At 33.3% G+C, this 19,835-nt stretch carries 19 protein-coding genes; 3 read left to right on the forward strand and 16 right to left on the reverse strand.

The annotated features are described in order from the left end of the window. Nucleotides 1-3: 3 nt before the first annotated feature. The 15 genes from AB674_RS07570 to AB674_RS07640 form a co-directional block, all read right to left on the reverse strand. Nucleotides 4-594, reverse strand: a complete 591-nt coding sequence (locus tag AB674_RS07570; RefSeq protein WP_047775338.1) for a TetR/AcrR family transcriptional regulator — start codon at nucleotides 592-594, stop codon at nucleotides 4-6. Between the two features lie 268 nt (nucleotides 595-862). Then, nucleotides 863-1,735: a helix-turn-helix domain-containing protein gene (locus AB674_RS07575; RefSeq protein ID WP_047775339.1), complete on the reverse strand. Its 873-nt coding sequence runs from the start codon at nucleotides 1,733-1,735 to the stop codon at nucleotides 863-865. A gap of 174 nt (nucleotides 1,736-1,909) precedes the next feature. Next, entirely contained in the window at nucleotides 1,910-2,452 is a 543-nt protein-coding gene (locus AB674_RS07580) for a cysteine hydrolase family protein (protein WP_047775340.1), read from the reverse strand. A gap of 150 nt (nucleotides 2,453-2,602) precedes the next feature. After that, nucleotides 2,603-3,115, reverse strand: coding sequence for a dihydrofolate reductase family protein (locus AB674_RS07585; RefSeq protein ID WP_047775341.1), 513 nt, complete (start codon nucleotides 3,113-3,115; stop codon nucleotides 2,603-2,605). A gap of 47 nt (nucleotides 3,116-3,162) precedes the next feature. Continuing rightward, complete coding sequence (locus AB674_RS07590; protein ID WP_047775342.1) at nucleotides 3,163-4,287, reverse strand: ABC transporter permease; 1,125 nt, start codon at nucleotides 4,285-4,287, stop codon at nucleotides 3,163-3,165. Then, nucleotides 4,284-5,390, reverse strand: a complete 1,107-nt coding sequence (locus AB674_RS07595; protein WP_047775344.1) for an ABC transporter permease — start codon at nucleotides 5,388-5,390, stop codon at nucleotides 4,284-4,286. Before AB674_RS07595 ends, AB674_RS07590 begins: the two co-directional genes overlap by 4 nt. A 2-nt stretch (nucleotides 5,391-5,392) precedes the next feature. Beyond that, a complete protein-coding gene (locus AB674_RS07600) occupies nucleotides 5,393-6,136 on the reverse strand; it encodes an ABC transporter ATP-binding protein (protein ID WP_053004221.1) in 744 nt (247 codons plus the stop codon). After that, nucleotides 6,126-7,076 carry an ABC transporter ATP-binding protein gene (locus tag AB674_RS07605; protein WP_047775345.1) on the reverse strand — a complete coding sequence of 317 codons (951 nt, stop codon included), beginning with the start codon at nucleotides 7,074-7,076 and terminating at the stop codon, nucleotides 6,126-6,128. Before AB674_RS07605 ends, AB674_RS07600 begins: the two co-directional genes overlap by 11 nt. Nucleotides 7,077-7,083: 7 nt before the next feature. Next, nucleotides 7,084-7,986, reverse strand: coding sequence for an HlyD family secretion protein (locus AB674_RS07610; protein ID WP_047775346.1), 903 nt, complete (start codon nucleotides 7,984-7,986; stop codon nucleotides 7,084-7,086). A gap of 11 nt (nucleotides 7,987-7,997) precedes the next feature. Next, nucleotides 7,998-9,242 carry a TolC family protein gene (locus AB674_RS07615; RefSeq protein ID WP_047775348.1) on the reverse strand — a complete coding sequence of 415 codons (1,245 nt, stop codon included), beginning with the start codon at nucleotides 9,240-9,242 and terminating at the stop codon, nucleotides 7,998-8,000. Nucleotides 9,243-9,294: 52 nt separating this feature from the next. Further along, the gene (locus AB674_RS07620) at nucleotides 9,295-9,909 is read right to left on the reverse strand and encodes a TetR/AcrR family transcriptional regulator (protein WP_047775353.1); all 615 of its coding nucleotides are present in this window, start codon (nucleotides 9,907-9,909) and stop codon (nucleotides 9,295-9,297) included. A 348-nt stretch (nucleotides 9,910-10,257) separates the two neighbouring features. Beyond that, entirely contained in the window at nucleotides 10,258-10,710 is a 453-nt protein-coding gene (locus AB674_RS07625; RefSeq protein ID WP_047775354.1) for an Lrp/AsnC family transcriptional regulator, read from the reverse strand. A 355-nt stretch (nucleotides 10,711-11,065) separates the two neighbouring features. Next, the gene (locus AB674_RS07630; protein ID WP_047775356.1) at nucleotides 11,066-12,058 is read right to left on the reverse strand and encodes a bile acid:sodium symporter family protein; all 993 of its coding nucleotides are present in this window, start codon (nucleotides 12,056-12,058) and stop codon (nucleotides 11,066-11,068) included. Between the two features lie 166 nt (nucleotides 12,059-12,224). Beyond that, on the reverse strand, nucleotides 12,225-13,256 hold the full coding sequence (locus AB674_RS07635; RefSeq protein ID WP_047775357.1) for a methionine synthase: 1,032 nt from the start codon (nucleotides 13,254-13,256) through the stop codon (nucleotides 12,225-12,227). A 30-nt stretch (nucleotides 13,257-13,286) separates the two neighbouring features. Beyond that, nucleotides 13,287-14,339 (reverse strand): DUF1852 domain-containing protein, encoded by a 1,053-nt coding sequence (locus AB674_RS07640; RefSeq protein WP_082210608.1) that lies wholly within the window; start codon nucleotides 14,337-14,339, stop codon nucleotides 13,287-13,289. A 268-nt stretch (nucleotides 14,340-14,607) separates the two neighbouring features. Here AB674_RS07640 and AB674_RS07645 point away from each other — a divergent pair, with 268 nt between their 5' ends. Together AB674_RS07645 and AB674_RS07650 are read left to right on the forward strand one after the other, a co-directional pair. After that, nucleotides 14,608-15,237, forward strand: a complete 630-nt coding sequence (locus tag AB674_RS07645) for a nitroreductase family protein (protein WP_047775359.1) — start codon at nucleotides 14,608-14,610, stop codon at nucleotides 15,235-15,237. Between the two features lie 118 nt (nucleotides 15,238-15,355). Next, entirely contained in the window at nucleotides 15,356-15,760 is a 405-nt protein-coding gene (locus AB674_RS07650; RefSeq protein ID WP_047775361.1) for a helix-turn-helix domain-containing protein, read from the forward strand. 252 nt (nucleotides 15,761-16,012) lie between these two features. Here the strand turns inward: AB674_RS07650 and AB674_RS07655 are convergent, their stop codons facing one another. After that, nucleotides 16,013-17,662: a reverse transcriptase domain-containing protein gene (locus tag AB674_RS07655; RefSeq protein ID WP_047775362.1), complete on the reverse strand. Its 1,650-nt coding sequence runs from the start codon at nucleotides 17,660-17,662 to the stop codon at nucleotides 16,013-16,015. 418 nt (nucleotides 17,663-18,080) lie between these two features. Here AB674_RS07655 and AB674_RS07660 point away from each other — a divergent pair, with 418 nt between their 5' ends. Beyond that, on the forward strand, nucleotides 18,081-19,451 hold the full coding sequence (locus AB674_RS07660; protein WP_047775364.1) for a hypothetical protein: 1,371 nt from the start codon (nucleotides 18,081-18,083) through the stop codon (nucleotides 19,449-19,451). Nucleotides 19,452-19,835: the final 384 nt, after the last annotated feature.

Here is a 19,835-nt window from a genome sequence, read left to right on the forward strand (position 1 = left end):
AAGTCAAATTACAAACTGCTCTAATTCTTCCTTCAAATTTTTAATAAGGCCTTGCATAGGTTTAGCGGTATTCATAGTTCTGCACAAAACTAAAGCGCCTTCAACGGCTGCAACTGCTTTAAAAGCATAGATTTCGGGTTCTAACTTATTTGTAAACTCACCATCTAAAATACCTTTGTTTAAAATTTCGACAAATAAATCCTGTCCATTTCTGATCACAACAGCCACTCTTTCTTTGATTATTGGAAAAGTATCATCTGACTCTACGGCCATATTAAACACTGGACATCCGCCTTTTATATTGGTTTCTAATGGATCTTTATAAAAATCCAAATAAGCAAAAACCTTAGTTTTAGCCGTTTTTGCTTTATTAATAGCCGCTACCAATCTCAATCCGTTATAATCAAGCATGTAGTTTACTACCTGAATAGACAAATCTTCTTTACTTTCAAAATGTCCATAAAGACAGCCTTTTGTCAACTTAGCAGCTTCAAGTACATCATCAATGCTCGCGCCTGCAATTCCTTTTTGATTAAAAATAGGAGCCGCAGTTTCAAGTATAAATTGCTTTGTTCTTTCCGCTTTAGTTAACATTACTCTTTTAATTAGGGTACAAATATACTAAAAAGTATATTTTAAAATACATTTTCAGATTTTTTTAACATACAACCGATAGGTTCTCAAATTACCTTAAATCATTCATAAAATGGTTTGCAAATTGTAAACTAGACGTCACAAAATTTAAAGTTCATTTCTTTCGAAATGAGCTTTTTTTTATTTGTAGGTGGTTTTATTAAGGAGTAAAAAGTTATAAATAATAAATAAACTCGATGACATTTTGATAGTTTGGATAACTAAAATGCTATGAAAATATACCATTTTGGTAATCTGAGAGGAACTGGCTGCTGGTTATTCCGGTCTGGGTTTTAAAAAATCGCATCAAATGTCCAGGTTCTGAAAAATGAAGATCGTAGGCTATCTCAGCAATAGTTTTTCCAGAATGTATCAGGTCATTCTTTATTTCAAAAAGCAGTCTCTGTTTTAAGAGCTCTGTCGCGGTAACATTAAACTGCTTTTTCACACAAGAGTTAATTGTAATTCTGCTAACATTTAATAAATCTGCATAATAGTCAATGCGTTGCTTCTGCCTGATATGTATTTCTACTAATTGTTTAAACTGGTAAGCGAAATTATTTTCTGCCCTATCTATAGAAAGATTATTTGCACCAGCATACATTCTGTTAAACTTCAAAAGCAAATAATAAGTAAGAGATCGTATGATATGAATACTGTCTGTTTTGCTATTAACAAGTTCGTATTTGATTTCCATAAGCTGGTCAAATGCTTTTTGAACTTCTTCCCTTCCAATACTAATATTTAAAGGATAATTTAATTGATAAAAATAAAGAAGCCGATACGTAAAGAATTTGTCCGAAAAAAAATCATTAAGAAAATTTTCCTGAAAAACCAGAACAGTATAATCCAATCCCTCTCTCTCCAAAGCCCATTGCCTTTTTTGAAAAGGAGAAATAAAAACAATTGTATTGTCAGTTATATTGATTTTCTGCTGATTTAAAATCAGGGATCCCTTGGCAGTCTTAAAAAGTAATATTTCAAAAAAATCAGTATTGTAAGTATCTCGCTCCAAATATCTCTCACTCAGCATATCGCCGTGCAATACGTTGAGAAGCACTTCAACACCACATTCTGTTTTATGAAATTTAACTGTTTTCATTTTTTCTAATTAGTTAACCTATTGAAATCCGTTTCTTTTACTTTTAAGATTTGTTCTAACATTATAATTAAAGCAAATTTACAACTTCATTTACAAATTACTTCAAACCAAAAAAATGAGCAGTAATTAACTACGGCTCATTTCATAAAAGTAATTTCTTATTTATCTTTAATTTTACGAAAGCAGATATTCTTCTGTTGTAGTAATTTTTGCGTAAAAGAATTCTAATGCCGCCAAAAATGCATTATGAACATCCGCAGCTTTTACATCTTGATCATTTATTTGAAGATTCATTGTAGCACAGGCATCTCCAATTACTGTACATTCAAATCCATAATCAACAGCAGCTCTTGTTCCTGCGTCAATGCACATGTGAGTCATCATTCCCGCGATTACCAAATGTGTTATCTTCTTTGACTGCAGATATTCCAATAAATCAGTATCCCTAAAACTATTAGGAAACTGTTTCGTAATTACTTTCTCCTCTTCCAGCGGTTTTACATTTTCATGAATTTCCACCCCTTTTGTGCCGGGAACAAAAAAGGGAACACCTTCTCCCGATAGGTGCTGAACATGAACAATAGTCCCGTTTTCTTTTCTAAAATGCTCTAACAGTTTCTTTGCGTTTTTACTTGCACCAATAGGATTTACAAGTTCTAATGCCCCATTTTCAAAATATTCTTTCTGTATATCAATTAATAATAGTGCCTTATTCATTTTATTTTAATTTTAAAATTTATATCTGACAAAATTAAAACTTAGAGTAATGATACCAGATACCAAAGCACTCCCAATAGATACCATTTTGATAAGTAAGGTTTTTTATAATTTACAATAACTACTTAAAATCATTTAGATTTGAAAAGCTTAAATTTTTACTAGATGAATCTGGGCAATATTCTTTGTTAGAAGTTTATTATCAGCAATCTTAAATTTCGTATTCAATTCATCTGAATTACCGATAATTCCACCATTTCCAATAATCATTGGAACAAAATTAAAATACACATCAGTTACTAATTCCCTATCAAGAAATTCGTTGTAGACTTGCACTCCTCCTCCAACTATAATTTCTTTAAATCCCTTTTCACTTAGGTAATTAATCGCTTCTTCAGGATTATTTACCACTGTGAAGCCTTCTACCGAGATCTTCGAATGTGACATCAATACAATCTCTACATTAGGAAAAAATGCTTTTAGTCCTCCTGGAAATTGCTGCATAACTTCATAAGTTTTTCTGCCAAGAATAAGATTTCCATTTAGATTTGCCTGCTCTACAAAATAACCCAAGGCCTCTTGCGGTGCTTCTTGAGTTGATGGATTATCTGCTAAAAGGACTTTCCCATTTGCAGAAAGATTTGCAATTAATACTACTTTCATTTTTATTTAGTTTATTAATTATTTGCTTAAAATTTAAGAAAGAATTCCTAGCTTGTTTTTCTGTAATTGTAGATCGCGAGTCCATTGAGGAGGAAAGCAAAACCAATTAAATAAAACAATTCATTTTTAACTTCCGAAAACCTGCTGCCCTTAAGTACAATTAGTCGAACCACTGATATAAAATGAGTGACAGGTGTGAAATTAGAAATTTGTTTTGCCCAATCAGGCATACTGTCAGTGCTGGTAAAAAATCCGCTCATCAGCATAAAAATCATCATAAAGAAAAAAGCTATAAACATCGCCTGCAGTTGTGTGTCAGCAAATGTGGAAATAAGAAGACCTAATCCCAACAGGGCAATTAAATAAACTGCCGCAAAAAGATATAAAACCAATAAACTTCCCTTTGGAAAAATCCCATAGATAACGTACATGACCACCAATCCCACCGTAAAGACAATCATGCCAACGATCCAAAACGGGATTAGTTTTCCCAGAATAAACTCCCACTTTTTAATTGGTGTCACATTGATTTGCTCAATGGTACCAATTTCTTTTTCTCGTACGATATTAAGTGCTGTAATAAAACCTCCAATAAGAGTAAGAAGTAAAACCAAAATTCCCGGAACCATATAATATTTATATTCTGCCCTTGGGTTGTACCAATTTGAGGAATCAATTTCAATACTTGCTCTTTGTGCCTGTGCAGTACCTTGAGGTGATTTAAAATTTATAGCTAATGAACTATTGAAATCTGCAATAACAGCCATTAAATAACCACCTCCTAAAGAAGATTTAGTTCCGTTAATAGCATCAACGGAAAGATTTACTTTCTGACTTCCTTCTCTAACAAGATTTCGTTCAAAACCAGCTGGAATTTCCAAAACCAGATCTGCATCCCCGTCTTCAATCATTTTTAATCCCTCACGGTATGAACTTGGACTACCCGCAATTTTAAAATAACCTGAAGCTGCAATCTTATTGATTAATTTTTGAGAATAGGTACTGTGGTCATTATCAACATAAGCTACATTGACATTTTTGACTTCAAAATTGGCCGCCAATGGCATGATGATGAGCTGAATTATCGGCATAGCGAACATCATGGCCAGGATCGTTTTATCTCTAAAGATCTGGCGGAACTCTTTCTGTAATATGAATCCTAATACTTTCACGAGAGTCTGATTTTAAAATTTTTCAAAGCAAGAGTTAACAACACTATTGTCATACCTATTAAAACGAGAGTTTCCTTCCATACATAAGAAAACCCGAGGCCCTTGAGCATTACGGCTTTAACAATTGCATAGTAATAACGTGATGGGATAATATGCGAAATCACGCGAAAAATCCAAGGCATATTTTCTATTGGAAACATAAATCCTGTTAGAAGCATGGTTGGCAGCATCATTCCCATCATCGAAACCAGCATTGCTGTCTGCTGCGAATTGGTTAAATTGGAGATCAATAGCCCCAAAGACAAGCAAGTAATGATAAATAATATACTCTCAGCAAACAGTAACAATAAACTTCCCTTTATTTCAACATGCAATAAAAATACCGAAAGTAGAAGTATGATTATAAAATCGATAAGCGATAATACCAAGTAAGGAATTGCTTTGGCTACCAAGACCAAAATAGGTTTGAAAGGTGATACTAATAAGATTTCCATAGTACCTAATTCTTTTTCACGAACAACCGCTACAGAAGTAAGCGCAGTACTTACAATCATAAAAATAAGCGCAATAACTCCTGGTATAAAATTTAGAGAACCATTTTGTTCTTCATTGTAAAGCTGCCTTATCTCTGGAATTATACGGTACGAAATATTTGCAGTAGGATTGAGTTCCTGCTGATAATTATTAATAATGGATGTTAGATAAGTAGTTACAATTGTTGCTGTGTTCGGATCTGAAGCATCTGCAATAATCTGTATTTTACCGCCCACTTTTTTAAATAGGTCTGAGCCAAAATTGGCTGGAAAAATTACAGCGCATTTGATGTCTCCGGTTCTAAATTTACTTTCGATATCATTATAGTTTAAAATGGGTTCTTTTACATGAAAATACGAACTTGCTTGAATTTTTGCAATAATCTGCTGTGATGCAGCATCTTTAGCGTTATCCTGAATACTTATTCCGATATTTTTAACCTCGCTGCTCAGTGCAAAACCAAAAAGCACAATCTGCATAATGGGTAAACCAAAAAGTATAAGCAGAGTTCTGCGATCCCTGAATACGTGATAAAATTCTTTTCTTATAAATGCAAATAGCTGTTTCATATTTAATCTCCGGATCTTTTGGCACCTCTTGCCAGTTGATAAAAAACTTCATCCATAGAATGCGTATTGAACTGTTTTTTTAAGTTTGTTGGTGTATCCAAAGCCTCTACCCTTCCATCAACCATAACAGTTATTCTGTTGCAGTATTCAGCTTCATCCATATAGTGTGTCGTTACAAAAACGGTTATTCCATCGTCTGCTGCTTTATAAATCATATCCCAAAACTGACGTCTGGTTAATGGGTCAACACCTCCGGTAGGTTCATCCAAAAAAACGATTTGTGGTCGGTGAAATATAGCTACTGAAAAAGCCAGTTTCTGTTTCCATCCCAACGGCAATCCTCCTACTAATTTTGTGGCTTCTTTTTCAAGACCTAATGTTTTGACCAAATCTGTACTGCGTTTTTTTATTTCATCTCGCGAAACACCGTACACGCCGCCATAAAATTCAATATTCTCTAATATGGTAAGATTATCATACAAAGAAAATTTTTGACTCATATAACCAATGTTTTTCTTAATCTGTTCTTGTTGTTTGTAAACATCAAATCCCGCAACGGTCGCGGCACCAGAAGTAGGAAAGGACAGTCCGCAGAGAATACGCATAGCAGTAGTTTTCCCGGCACCATTGGCGCCTAGAAAGCCAAAGATTTCCCCTTTCTCTACTTCGAAAGAAATTCCGTCAACAGCTTTAAAATCGCCGAACTGTTTGGTTAGATCCTTACAAACTATTGCTTTATTGTCCATTGGAAGTTGGTGTTATTTCGTTTGTACTTTGTTGTTCGCGCATAAGTCTTATAAAACTGTCCTCTATAGTTGGCGTTATTGCCATTACTTCCAGTTCATCAGGATTGTATTTTTTGGCTATTTGCTGAACTGTCTTTTCATTGTCATCATCATTTTTTAAGGTTAGGTGAAGGTATTCGCCAAAAGCATAACAGCTTTCCACTTCAGGATCTAAACGAAGATTGTCCAGAAGTTTATAAATGATTTTAGCTTTAACAGCAAAAAGCACTTTTGGATAATTCAGAACAATCGTTTCAGGTTTATCAACGCTCATGATTTTTCCATTTTGGATCAGTGCAATACGGTCACAAAGTTTGGCTTCATCCATGTATGGAGTAGAAACCACAATGCTGATATTCTGTTTTTTTAATTTATCGAGCATTTCCCAGAATTCTTTTCGGGAAACCACATCAACACCGGTAGTTGGCTCGTCCAAAAACAAAACTTCGGGTTTATGAATTAAAGCACAGCATAAAGCCAGTTTCTGTTTCATACCGCCAGATAATTTTCCGGCCCTTCGATCGCTGAAAGGTTTAATCTGCTCGTATATGTCTTTAATTAAATCATAATTTTCTTCAATGGTAGTGCCAAAAATAGTAGCGAAAAAATTTAGGTTTTCCGCTACGGTCAAATCCTGATACAAAGAAAAACGCCCAGGCATGTAACCAACTTTATTTCGAATTGCTTGATAATCTTTCACTACATCATGACCTTCAACTGTTGCTGTTCCGCTGTCAGCAAGAAGTAAGGTGGTAAGGATTCTGAACAGTGATGTTTTTCCAGCACCATCTGGACCAATCAGGCCAAAGAGTTCTCCTTTTTCTACCTCAAACGAAACATCGTCAACTGCTTTGAGTTCACCGTATGTTTTGGTTATATTTTTTACACTTACTGAAATCATAATGATTTTATTTTGTCCAGTTTACTTCACCGTACATCCCAATTTTAATGTAGCCGTCATTTTTTACTTTAACTTTTATGGCATACACCAGATTAGCTCTTTCATCTTTGGTTTGAATGGTTTTAGGAGAAAACTCAGACTTGTCTGAAATCCAGGTTATGGTTCCCGGATATTCTTTATACTTATCATTTCCCTGATCTATTCTAACGGTAGCCTGTTGCCCCATTTTTATCTGCGGGAGCTGTGTTCCTGTAATATAAGCACGAAGATCAAGCGTTTCTGTATTGGCAATTTTATAAAGCGGCTTTCCAATAACGGCCATTTCATACTGCTCTGCATATTTGGCAAGGACAACACCTTTTATTGGGTTTGTTATTACACATTTATTTAATTGATCGTTTGTTCCTTTCAGCTGTTCAGCAACAGTATTGGCTTGTTCTGTCATCGACTCTGTTGTAGTTTCTAAAGAATTTTCCTGAGCGCGGATTTGAGATCGCAAAGTAGCTGCTTTTGCATTGGCATCGTCAAGCTGTTTTTGAGATGCAACTCCGCCTTGTACTAATTTCTGAGTTCTGTTGACGTCAAGCTCTGCGTTGGCTAATTGTTTTTTCAAGCTTTCTGTTTGAATATTTATAGTAGGTTTTCCAATCAGTATTGCTTTTTTATTCTGCTTTAATTGTAATCTGGAGATATGGAGCTGTGTACTGTCAATAAGACCTACAACTTCTCCTGGATTTAAAACCTGACCTTCCTGAACATCTAATTTCAAGATTTGCCCATTGGCTTCTGCAGAAAGTATGGTTTCTACAGCTTCAAAAGAACCCGAAGCATCAAATTGATTTTCTTTATTTCCGCATGATACTATAAAAAGCGATGCAATAAGCAGTAGTAAGAGTTTATTTATTTTCATAATATATAGTATTAATTTCCTATAATGGTTTGATAATCGTACATCGACATTAGTAGTTGTATTTCGTGTAATGCCTTTTGTGTATGGGCATCTTTTTCATTTTCTATGGCATTTAGCAAATCCACCAATGGACCAGCTCCATTGTCATATTTTAACTGATACCCTTTTTGAATATTGGCTCTAAGAGTAATAATAGCATCGTCATCCTTAAGGATTTCTTTCTGCCTGTCTATATCTGCTGTTTTCTGATCGATCTGCAGGTTGGTATTAAATAAGAAAGTTTGTTCCTGCACATTTATCTTATCCTTTTCCAGTTTGGTTAACTCCTTTTCATTGCCATTTTTATAAAGTGCATTAATATTCCACGAAGCATTAAGTCCAACAACGCCAAGCGTTGAAATTGTAGTATTGCCAAGACTCATGCCCGGAGCAAGCATAATACCAGCACCTAAAACTCCAATCTTAGGCATTAAATTCACTTTTTGCATCTCAGCATTAACATCAGCAAGATCACGCTGATTTTGGTATAAAAGCAATTCGGGTCTTTTTATGGTGGCGTCAGGAGATGGATCGGCTGTAATGGGTTTTTCAAATTTTGTCTGCTCGTCAATTTTTGTATTAATAAGATACGACAGCATTTTAATGTATCCTTTTCGAGTAAAAATAAAATCTTTTTGCTGCTGTTTTAACTTCAGCTGTTCGACCTGTATCTCGTCAACATCCATTTTGTATGAATAACCATTTTCATTGAGTTTTTTTACCTTATCAATATTATTGTTAAGAATGCCGTTTTGAACCGCTAGCTGCTTTAATTGTTCATCAATAAGCAAGATTCCAAAATAGAGTTGATTTACTCTGGATCGCAATTCGCGCAGCGAAACATCTATATTCGTCTTTTCAACTTTGGTAGAAGATTCCAGAATTTTTTTCTGCGTTTTTGTGGCTCCGCCATCCCAAATAGTCTGATTGACCTGTCCGATTCCAATAAATTTAAATTTGCTGTCACTTCCCGATCCCATACTTGGAAAATCCCCAAAAACATACCCTTCAATAGCTGTTATACTCACTTGGGGTAAATAAGCTTTATTAGCATTACTGATATTATATTCTTTTGTTTTTTCAATCAAATCATATTGTTTGATTAAAGGATAATTGTTTTCAGCAAGTTTGTATGAACTGTCTATCGTTAGTGACTGCGCTTTTGCTGAAAATACAAAAAGTAAAAAAACGCTGGCTGTGAAATGTAGTTTTCTCATATAATTTATCTTAAAAGGCAATGCTAGTTCTGAAGCTTACTGTTCAAAAGAATCAGGCAGACATCATTGCTTTTACCCAGATTGGAATCATTTTTTTTCTTTGTTGCATTATTTTATTAAAATCACTCTCAGTAATATCATTCCCTCCCATAAGAATAGGTTTAGCGATAAATGGAAATACGACCAAACCCATTAGATTCATTAAAAAATGAAGAGGATTTGGTTCTGTTATAAAACCGTCCTGAACAGCCTGATTGTGTTGCTTAAAGAAAGCCGAGTTTTTGACCACCTCGTTGAAAGATAATTTTTTTACAAGCAAACCTGGATTGCTGCGGATTTCGCTCACAATAAAAGTTGGTATCTCAGGATCTTTAATAATGGTATCAATATAATGCTCGGCAATTGCTGCCACTTTTTCATCTAATGTAGTTTTCTCATTATTAAGTATAATAGCAATTCGCTGGATAAAACCGGATAAAGTTTCCATCATTATAATTTCAAACAATTTTGATTTTGACCTGAAATAATAATTTAACAGTGCAAGGTTCAAACCGGCTTCTTCTGCAATATCTCTTGTTCTTGTAGCGGCAAAACCTTTTTTATAGAAAACAATTCTTGCTGCTTCCTTAATTTTATTTTCCGTTGTAGTATCTAGTTTCTTTTCCATATTTAGGCAATTACTTACAAATGTATATTGTTTTATTGATTTAAACAAATGATTAAATATTAAATTTAAAACAACTTATCAATTCTATATTTTAATTGACGCTTTAAATAGTGCTTTTAAAACAAGGTAGTTGTTCTTTAAAGTGGTTGGAGTATTCTTCTTAATAATATTAATAACCAAATTTTATGGCAGAATCGTGGCATAAAATGTTGTAAAATTTGTCCTTTAAGACAAAAAAAGAGACAACTAGCAAATAGTTGTCTCTTTTTTTTATGCATTAATATGTAGATTTATGAAGCCTTTACAACCTAACATTTCATGGTTCGATTTAAATAAACCATCGCGGAACTATCCATACATATTTTTTATCTCCGACATAACAAAGGTACTTTGGGTACTCCCTATGCTTTCAACTGATCCCAATTTATTAAAGACAAAATCCTGATAATGCTTCATATCCTTGGCAGAAACTTTCATTAAAAAATCGTAATCTCCTGAGATATTGTAACATTCCACAACTTCTTCTATTTTCATAATATCACTAACAAACTGATTCCCAATATTACGATCGTGCTGTTTCAGTTTGATATTACAGAAAACAATGAATCCTCTGTTTAGTTTTTCTGCATCCAGTAGTGCTATATACTTCTTAATATAGCCGTTGTTCTCTAATCTTTTAATTCGCTCAAAAACAGGCGATGCTGAAAGATTTACCATTTTGGCAAGCTCTTTTACAGTGTATTTAGAATTATCGTGTAGTATATTTAATAACTGAAGATCAATATCGTCTATTTGTTCCATTGAATGTTTACTTTAAACAGGTTTAATTTATTTATAATAACAGAATAAAATTCTTCAAATATAACCAAAAACAACACAAAAATCTTCTTTTAGATAAACTAAAAACATAACATGCTGCAAAGTTTGTTTTCACAGTATAAAATCCAAAATACACTATTTTATCACAGGGAATGATGGAGTTGATACCTTTTAGCTGTTCAAAGTTAAAACTATCTTAAACATGATGACGCTATAATTTTGATGATCTAATAGTATTTGCATTAAAATTGTCATCGCTTGATGCCGCTTTAAAATCTATCTTTATCGTTAGGCACACCTTATTAAAAAAAGATAAAGGGCTACGTCATAAATAAAATTAGACTTCTTTTCGGCGAGCCATACCCTGAGCGATGATACTCGCGGCAATCAATTGCAAGGCATGATAAAGCATGAGTGGCAGCAATACGATGCCGGTGATGGTACTGTGTTGAAAAAGTACTTTTGACATAACAGTGCCGTGTACCAATGACTTTTTAGACCCACAGAATAAGACCGTAATACGATCTTCATCTGAAAAACCAAACAGGCGGCTGAGTAGTCCTACACAAAAGAATACGGTAAAAAACAACACCATCATCCCTGCAGCGAGTCCGGCAAGTTCAAGGGCGGTGAAGCCTTCAAAAAGATGTTGGGAAAATGACTTGCAAAACGACGTATAAATAATCGTTAGAATAACTGCCTGATCGAAATATTTGAGCTGCTTCTTGTATTTTTCGGCAATGGCGCCGAAACGGGAATTGAGGCTTATACCAATGATGACGGGCAGCAAGACTTGCAGAATCAACTTTGTGCCGATTTGAGTGACATCAAAATCGCCTGTTGCAGAAGCTATAAACAGCCCAACCCAGAGCGGCGTAACCACTACTCCGATCAAACTGGAAATACTCGCATTGAAAATGGCTGCGGGAATGTTTCCCTTGGCGATGGAAACCATGACCACCGAAGAGGATACTGTAGACGGCAAAGCTGCCAGAAAAAATACACCCAGCCAAAGCAGTTCGAAGCCGTTATTGACAAACAACGGGCGAAATGCCAAAACAATGAGCGGAAAAAATAAAAAGGTTGTCAACTGGACAACAATGTGCATTTTCCAGTTGGAAAGTCCGGCTTTTAGTTTCTCAACACTCAGTCGTAAGCCATAAAACAAGAAAATCAAGGAAACACCGGCATTTGCAATCTCCTCCAGTGAAACAGGTTCTTTGACCATACCTGGCTTTGGCAAAAAATAAGCCATCAGAATCATGGTGGCTATCATTAACAGGAAACCGTCGAAACCTGCTTTTTTTAATACTTCTAATAATTTCTTCAATTTGTTTTAAATATTATTCCTCCGTAGAGTCAAGGTTACAAAAATATCTTATGCAGATAAACGTGGATTCTCTAGATTCATTAGTCTGTCCGCAGAGTCGCTCTGTTAAATTCTACGGACAGCAGGCTTCAAACAAGGAAACCCTATTCAAATTAATACATGGAGACTAAATCCCAAGTTCTTTTCGTATAATTTCTGCTCCTGCGCTTAAAGCACTTAACTTGCCACTAGCTACGTTTCGAGATAGCGGGGCCATACCGCAGTTTGTAGAAGGGTAAAGATTTTCGGCATCTACAAACTCAAGCGCTTTACGCAGGGTATCCGCTACTTCTTCCGGTGTTTCGATAGTATTGGTTGCCACATCAATGGCACCGACCATTACTTTTTTACCGCGAACAAGTTCCATTAAATCTAAAGGCACATTGGAGTTGTGACATTCTAAAGACACTATATCAATTTTAGATTTTTGAATTTTCGGAAAAATTTCTTCGTATTGTCGCCACTCTGAACCTAATGTCTTTTTCCAATCCGTATTTGCCTGTATTCCATAACCATAACAAATATGAACCGCGGTTTGACAGTGTAAACCTTCAATGGCTCTTTCTAATGCTGCCATTCCCCAATCGTTTACTTCGTCAAAGAACACATTAAATGCAGGTTCATCAAACTGGATAATGTCCACTCCTGCGTCTTGAAGTTCTCTTGCTTCTTCATTGAGTGCTTTCGCAAATTCCCACGCTAATTTTTCCCGGCTTTTATAATGGTCGTCGTACAAGGTGTCTACCATTGTCAGCGGGCCTGGCAATGCCCATTTTATAGGCTTATTAGTTTGTTTACGTAAAAATTTAGCATCTTCAACAAAAACTGCTTTTTGACGTGCAATCTCCCCCACAACCACTGGAACACTCGCGTCATAACGGTTACGGATTTTTACTGTTTTACGATTTTCAAAATCTACACCGCTTAAATGCTCGATAAAAGTCGTTACAAAATGCTGGCGTGTCTGCTCGCCGTCACATATGATATCCAGATCTGCCAATTGTTGTTCCTGCAGAGAAATGCGTAAAGCATCTTGCTTCCCTTCAAGTAGCTGATCGCCTTCTAATTTCCATGGTGACCAAAGTTTTTCGGGTGGTGCAAGCCAGGCAGGTTTGGGTAAACTTCCAACAATAGAGGTGGGTAATAATAATTTCTTCATAATAGTATAATTTTAATGCGTTGTAATCAATTAAAGAGTAAAATTAGCAGACCATTGTTCCAGGAGACTTTTGTAAGGCTTAATGAAATGCTCTTCTGCATATTTACCCTGTTCAACAGCCAATTGGCTGCGCTCTTCGCGGTCATAAACCACGCGAGTCAGTGAATAATCTTCGTGTTTAAGACTAGGTTGATAGATTTTCCCGGCCACTGAATTTGCATTGTAAATTTCAGCGCGATAAATCTTCTGGAAAGTCTCCATCGTGCTGATTGAGCTGATTAGTCCAAGATCAGTATAATCAGCAAGTAGATCTCCGGAATGATAAAAAGCCATCGGTGCCACACTATTCGGAGGCATGAAAAAACGAACTTTCAATCCCATTTTAGAGAAATATTCATCCGTGATAGAATACTGATCCTGCAGATACTCAAAACCCAGAACCGAATGCTGATACTCCGTGCGCGTATAAGTTTTGTTGGTCGATACACTTAGACAAATAATCGGTGACATCTTAAAGTGCTCTTTATAAGTGGCTGAATTCACAAAGCACTTATAAAGTTTTCCGTGCAAATCACCAAAATTTTCAGGAATGCAAAAATTAGATTTATTCTTATTGTGCTCGATCAATAAAATGCTAAAATCATAATCACGAACATAAGAGGAAAAATTATTTCCGGCAATACCTTCGATCTGCTGACCCGTCTTGTGGTCAAAAATATTCGTTTTTAAAACTTCAATCAACGGCAGATTGTTAATACTATTCTTATCATCAATACGCATCGTTACTGTGATGATTTCAAGTTCTACAAGGTAACGATCCGCTTTTGGATTATCCAGATGAGCCAATGCATTGAATCGATTGTTAATCATATTTAAGGCATTACGTAGGTTTTGTTGGCGATTAACTCCCCTAGCCAAGTTTGCAAAATTGGTTGTCAAACGCGTTTGACTTGAGGGGTGATAGTTTTCATCTAAAGAAGTACTCTCTAGTGTGAATGCAAAATCATTCTTGATTGTATTCTGGGTGTTTTCAATATCCTGCTTTTCGTGTATTCCCCTATTTTCTTGTATGTTCGCTTTCATCTGATGACAACTTTTAGTTTTTTTACCCTGCAAAATTGAAAATAAAAGATTTAATATTTTATATAAACCAAAAATTCAGATAATAATTCTTTTTCAGTGTACTTTTGAAGATTATTAATCTTTATGTAAATATAATAATGAAGGAAAACAGATAATTATTCTTTAGGGAACCAGGATATGACTGATTTGAAATTTCCTACAGCAACTCAAGACTAGAAAAAGAAAACAATATAATTTATCTTTGACAAAACTTAAGATAGATATTGTAATGAATTTGATAGAAAATTTAAAATGGCGTTACGCCGCAAAAGCTTACAGCGCCCTTAAAGTAACAGAAGAAAAGGTTGATCAGATATTAGAAGCTATAAATCTTTCAGCATCTTCTTGCGGTCTGCAGTCTTACCGCATTTTTGTTGTAAGCAACCCGGAAATCCAAAAAAAATTAGGTGCTGACTCGTATAATGGACAGATTAGCTCCTGCTCTCACTTGTTGGTTTTTGCTGCATTTAATGACGTGACTCCGACTTACATTGACGATTACATGGCAATGACAGAAAAACAAAGAGGTCTTGAAGCTGGTGCCTTATCAGGATTTAGAAATGGATTGCATTCCTATTTTAGCGCTATTAACACAGAGCAAAAAGTACTTTGGGCTGCCAAACAGGCCTATATTGCATTAGGAACAGCACTTATTGCTGCGGCAGAATTGAAAGTGGATGCCACTCCTATCGAAGGATTTAATGCTTCTCTTATCGATGAAGTTTTGGGTTTACCAGAGAAAGGACTGCATTCCGCAGTTATCCTTGCTTTAGGGTACCGTGATTTGGAAAAAGACTATATGGCAACTACGAAAAAAGTTCGTTTGCCTATAGATGAAATGATAACGAAAGTATATTAATGTTATTCGATATCTGACAAAAAGGATGTTTTACGGGATATTTTTTTATCTTTGAAATTCAGGATTTTTTAATCCAAATGGCTTTATCTTTGAGCTTTTAGAAAAATAGATATTCGTTATGGAACAGAAAATACATCAGGGAAGAAACGTAAAACGTTTTAGAGAAATGCTTAACATAAAACAGGAAGCATTGGCTTATGATCTGGGCGAAGACTGGAACCAAAAGAAAATTTCTATGCTGGAGCAAAAAGATGTAATTGAAGATAATCTGTTGAAACAAATTTCAGCGGTATTAAAAATTCCTATTGAAGCTTTTCAGAATTTTGATGAAGAGCAGGCTATAAATATTATTTCTAATAGTTTTGACAACGGTGCAATTGGTTATCAAAAGAACGATAATTGTACATTTAATACAATTGACAAAATTGTTCAATTATATGATGAAAAAATTGCATTGTACGAGCGTATGTTGAAAGAGAAAGATGAGATGATGATGAGGCTTGAAAGATTAATTACTAAATAATCAATTTACAAAAATATATTAACTGTAAAAAGAGACTTTTCAAGTCTCTTTTCTATTTTGATATTATTTGTTCAAATCCAGAACTGTTTTAATGAGCTAGTGTCTATTAAACTAATGCTGTTTTAACTCTTATAAAACCATTTTTCAGGTAATTATATTTAAAACCCCTGAAGTATTAATACAGTAGAAATTGTAAAAAAGCTAAAGAAATTACATATCACTTTTTTTCGATCGATTCTAAGTGACTTATATTTAATTACTGTTTTCATTTAAATATTTATGTATAGCTGAATAAGCAATATTTTTACTTTTATTAATCTGCTTTTGAAAAGAATTTGTCTGAAATTCACTGCAACAACGTTTTATATAACTATGATAATTAGCTTGCTTTTTATTGTTTCTTATGCTAAATTTAAATTCATAAAATCCTCTATCATTCAAAACAAGATTATATCTCATTTTTCTATTTATTTTCTTTTCTGTTAAGTCCCCGTCTGTAAACTTTACTGGAAGATTATAAATTTTTCTAAGTTGATTTTTAAAAATAGTTTTCTTAGTATTGGGATTTTCTTCCATCAACTTTAAAACCCTCTTACTTTTCCTTTTAACAGTAGAAATTATCTTCCTGTAGTACTTCGCTAGATTTGTAGATTTTATTCCTGTATGATAACCTCTGAACTCAAAACCTAAATATGTCATTGCAGAAGCAACTTCTAGAGAATCATCTCTAATTCTGAAGCACTCTAACCTTGTATTATTATTATTATTATTATTATTATTATTATTATTATTATTATGAACATTTTTGAATACAAATTTTTCAGTTTTTTCTGTACTTATCTTAATTTCATATTTTTTGATTAGGTTACTTATATCTTTTTCAATTTCATCACATAAACTCTTATCACATACAATAAATATATCATCTGAATATCTTCTATAGTAAACATTATGGGGCTTAACCCAGCGATTAACAATATCTAAATCAAAATCAAAAAGATAAAGATTGGCTAGTATCGCACTAATTGGCAATCCTTGTGGTATACCATTTTTAACAGTTTTTCCGTTTTCTAGTTTTTTAGAAAATGGATTTGAATAAATAGACAATTTACCCTCTTTTATATAAGTTCTAAAATCATCATTAGAATCAAAAAAACATCTAAAACCTTTTGTCTTACGGATATTTGCTAATTTACTTTCATTATAAGGAGCTTTTTTTCCATTCTTATTTTTTTCAACACGCAAATCATCTAAAAGTACATATTTAAAATTAGTACAAGCTTTATATACTCTATAATGATCTTTAGGAATATCATTAGTTTGATTTAAAACTTTACCCCATTGTTTTTTTAAAATCTTATGATCTAAAGTGGAAAAAAAACTTTTTAAATCAATTGCTAGTACAGAAACTTCTTTATTGTTTTGTGTTCTATTTTTAATTTCTGCAAAACATTCTTTCGCAAAATGAATATTTGATTTACCAGTTTCTGAACCTCTAAAAGTTTCAATTTTTCGATAAGCAATAACTGCTTCATCCTGTAGAGGTTCTTTCTTCAATAAACTCTCATATTTCTCTCTTAAAATATCAGCATAATAACCGTAAATCAATGCGTCCATATGACTGGCATAATGTAATGGTCTATCTTTTGAGTTTCTTACTGGATGCAACGTTTTACTTCTGTAATGTGTGTGACTCCTTTTATCTGTAGTAAATTTTTTTAAATTTCCTTTTTTAAATTTTCGATCAGAAATAATTGTGTGTATTAATGGATAAAATGCATAAGTTTCTATGTATTTCTTATCCTTAATTTTTTTTACAGTTTTAGACCAGTTATTTCCTAATTCTAAGGATGGAGATAAGTGTAAATATCCTTTTTCTTTGAGCCAGCTAGGTTTGTCCATAATTAAGATTAAAAAAGAATCTGCGATCAGCAATAGCGTTTAAAAAATTACATGACCTCATTGAATGAGTCGGATCGGTACCCAATTACTGAGTCATTGGTTATGTGATTAAATATATTAGAATACTTATGAAATATATAATTAAATGCCTAAATTTGCTTGTCTCGCTTATGACGGATGAGCCAACTGTACTATTAATCGAACTTCTAGTTCTTCTTCTAAAGGGAGGTCTTGTTATAGACTTTAGCCCAAGATTTGTTAAATCTCATTTCCTAATATACCTTGTTGTATAATAGTAAAACAGAATAAATTCTGTTTTGCGATCCACACAGCTGTAATTTCACTCATCACGCAGATTCTTTTCAAATTTAACATTAAAATTCATATATTCGACATCTATTTTAACCAAAAAGAAATTATGTCAGAATTCAAGCAAGGAGAACTTATCGTTTTCAAAACACATCCTTATATCAGCAAACTAACAAATATTAAAATTACCGCATATTCTGATTACTCCTCGCCTGTTTTAGTAGTTAAAGAAATCAAAGAAAAATCATTTGACAAGGAGTCAGGAATAGATATTGGACAACAACTAAACTGCATTTACTATAATTCAAAAGAGGGAAAATTCACAGAAAAGTGGATCAATAGCAATCTTGTAAACAGAATCTTTTTCTCTATAATAGATCAGAAATTTCTTTTTGAGATTAACTTTAAACAACAGCTAGAGGATAAAAACAAGGAACTTACCAGTAAGAATTATGAAAATTTAATTAAACAATTTTACATTAATAAAAAAGTTGTTTTAAGGAGCGTAGATATAGAGTTAAATAAGGTAAAAGTTAATCGAACAAAAGATAATGGTGAATTAATGGAAACTAATCATCTAGAGTTTTTGCCGCCAATTATGACAATAATTGGTTTTAAATTTTCAGATGAAAAAAATAAATTTTCTGAAAAATCTGGATTGCCTATAATCGAATTAAAGTGTAAATGGTATAATTCCAATTCAAAAAGTTTTTCAGAATTTTATCTTCCAAGTGAAACTTTGTATGAAGTTCGAAATACTCAAGATTTATTTCCTGACAAAGATTTACTATCAGATGTAGTAGAATCAGTTGAGAAAAACTCTTACTTCAACTTGCCAATATTACCACTAAATAGTTCTTTTATATTAGAAGGTAGTCCTACAAAAATATCAAAAACTTTGGGTCTCTCAAAAGCTATACTATTTAAACATTATTTCTATCAAATGAATTATTTTGATTATGTGGCACAAAAGAAATCTGCAATAACAATTAATGATAATTTTTGCGTAAAGACTGAAACTGAAATATTTGGAAAGAAATTTCCAGATTACAATTCACGTGGTTATAAATTAAAAACCTTCGATTGTAAATTTACCGTTAATGGTTATTACTATATCCGATACAAAGACACTTATCATAACATCACAACTAGGATAATAAAAATTATTGATCTATTTATTTACATAAAAGATTTTAAAAAATTCAAGGATTTATACAAAAATTTAAATTCTTGGATTTCTGATGGAGATCATTACTTTGTCAATTATAATTATAATGACAATGGAAGTGTATTTATTAATTTACCAGGGGAAATAATCCCTGATAATACTTTACCTAAAACAATTTTTGAAGATCAAAATGTTGAAGTAGTATTGAAAACAAATTGCCTACTAAGAGTTGGGAAAATTCGAAATTTCAAAATTAGTAGTATACTTGAAATTCAAGAAATAATTAATGGACAAGGAATTTTTGAAGATTAATTTGCTTCTTGTTTCAAAATATTAATTTTAAAAAAAAATGAATCAGTTTAAGGTGCACTCAATAAAATACTGTGATAATCTTTAATAAATCCGTTAGATTTTTCAAGATTTCCTTCTACTAGAAAAGCTTCAGAGACATCTGGAGCTTTTTTCTATTTACACACAAGAGCTTTGGCATTAAAGATGCGAGTTTTTTCCATTATGCAAAATTTTCCAAGTACAAAACCATCTTTAAATTCAGTCTAGTCCCAAATCTCTCGTAACGGCTGTTGGTGGCTGTGTTTTTATTTATCAATATTTTCTATTTCAAATATTTCAATAAATTTTTGTTCCAAGTTTTTCTTTTTCCTTTTTATATTCCATCTCGAATGGAATATTATAAAG

Source organism: Flavobacterium sp. ABG (assembly GCF_001027725.1).
GTDB classification, from domain to species: Bacteria; Bacteroidota; Bacteroidia; order Flavobacteriales; family Flavobacteriaceae; genus Flavobacterium; species Flavobacterium cupriresistens.

Coding starts and splice junctions, on each gene's coding strand:
- AB674_RS07600 (WP_053004221.1), bottom strand. CDS start 6,136: ATGGACAATAAAGCAATAGTTTGTAAGGATCTAACCAAACAGTTCGGC.
- AB674_RS07620 (WP_047775353.1), bottom strand. CDS start 9,909: ATGGAAAAGAAACTAGATACTACAACGGAAAATAAAATTAAGGAAGCA.
- AB674_RS07610 (WP_047775346.1), bottom strand. CDS start 7,986: ATGAAAATAAATAAACTCTTACTACTGCTTATTGCATCGCTTTTTATA.
- AB674_RS07595 (WP_047775344.1), bottom strand. CDS start 5,390: ATGAAACAGCTATTTGCATTTATAAGAAAAGAATTTTATCACGTATTC.
- AB674_RS07575 (WP_047775339.1), bottom strand. CDS start 1,735: ATGAAAACAGTTAAATTTCATAAAACAGAATGTGGTGTTGAAGTGCTT.
- AB674_RS07625 (WP_047775354.1), bottom strand. CDS start 10,710: ATGGAACAAATAGACGATATTGATCTTCAGTTATTAAATATACTACAC.
- AB674_RS07605 (WP_047775345.1), bottom strand. CDS start 7,076: ATGATTTCAGTAAGTGTAAAAAATATAACCAAAACATACGGTGAACTC.
- AB674_RS07655 (WP_047775362.1), bottom strand. CDS start 17,662: ATGGACAAACCTAGCTGGCTCAAAGAAAAAGGATATTTACACTTATCT.
- AB674_RS07640 (WP_082210608.1), bottom strand. CDS start 14,339: ATGAAAGCGAACATACAAGAAAATAGGGGAATACACGAAAAGCAGGAT.
- AB674_RS07645 (WP_047775359.1), top strand. CDS start 14,608: ATGAATTTGATAGAAAATTTAAAATGGCGTTACGCCGCAAAAGCTTAC.
- AB674_RS07570 (WP_047775338.1), bottom strand. CDS start 594: ATGTTAACTAAAGCGGAAAGAACAAAGCAATTTATACTTGAAACTGCG.
- AB674_RS07650 (WP_047775361.1), top strand. CDS start 15,356: ATGGAACAGAAAATACATCAGGGAAGAAACGTAAAACGTTTTAGAGAA.
- AB674_RS07635 (WP_047775357.1), bottom strand. CDS start 13,256: ATGAAGAAATTATTATTACCCACCTCTATTGTTGGAAGTTTACCCAAA.
- AB674_RS07615 (WP_047775348.1), bottom strand. CDS start 9,242: ATGAGAAAACTACATTTCACAGCCAGCGTTTTTTTACTTTTTGTATTT.
- AB674_RS07585 (WP_047775341.1), bottom strand. CDS start 3,115: ATGAAAGTAGTATTAATTGCAAATCTTTCTGCAAATGGGAAAGTCCTT.
- AB674_RS07660 (WP_047775364.1), top strand. CDS start 18,081: ATGTCAGAATTCAAGCAAGGAGAACTTATCGTTTTCAAAACACATCCT.
- AB674_RS07580 (WP_047775340.1), bottom strand. CDS start 2,452: ATGAATAAGGCACTATTATTAATTGATATACAGAAAGAATATTTTGAA.